Here is a 525-nt window from a genome sequence, read left to right as displayed (position 1 = left end):
GTGATAATCGCTTTTTGACCATCTTTAACGTAGTTGATTGGTGTATCCTGAGTTGGATCACTTGGAATTGGTGGTGGGTTGTAACCCTTGCTTGGATCGCTCGGATCTTTCGGTGTCAATGGTGTTGTGCCATCTGGGCCGACTGGTGTTGTGCCTGGTACATCTGGTACAACTGGAAGATCAGTTCCTGGTTTTGTTGGATCTGTTGGATTGTTTGGATATGGAAGGTTTGGTACTTTTGGAAGTCCGTCTGGTACATTTGGTACGTATGAACCAAGTTTCTTGTATTGTACAACTTCTTCGCTATCCTTATCATCAGGAGTCACTGTCTTGGCTGCTACATTGGCCTTATCTGCCACGAATCCAGTTACGACTGGTGTAGCTTCTTGGGCCAATTCTTTCGTAGCTGGTGTCCATGCAGTGAAGGTCTTCTTGTCAGTTACACGGTCGCGCTCACCTGTACGTGTGAAGGCTGCTTCTTGAGTAACAGGAGCTTTCAGAGCTGGACGACCCGCTGTNTNACCA

Annotated in this window: 1 protein-coding gene; it reads right to left on the bottom strand. The window is 47.2% G+C overall.

What is annotated here, in order from left to right:
* On the bottom strand, positions 1-500 hold a 500-nt coding region (locus D8793_RS12015; RefSeq protein ID WP_446677603.1), incomplete at its 3' end, for a mucin-binding protein.
* Positions 501-525 lie beyond the last annotated feature (25 nt).

It is taken from the genome of Streptococcus cristatus, from assembly GCF_003943465.1.
In the GTDB taxonomy this organism is placed as follows: Bacteria; Bacillota; Bacilli; order Lactobacillales; family Streptococcaceae; genus Streptococcus; species Streptococcus cristatus_C.
Note: the sequence above shows the minus strand (reverse complement) of the source record. Positions and strands in the feature narration are given on the sequence as shown.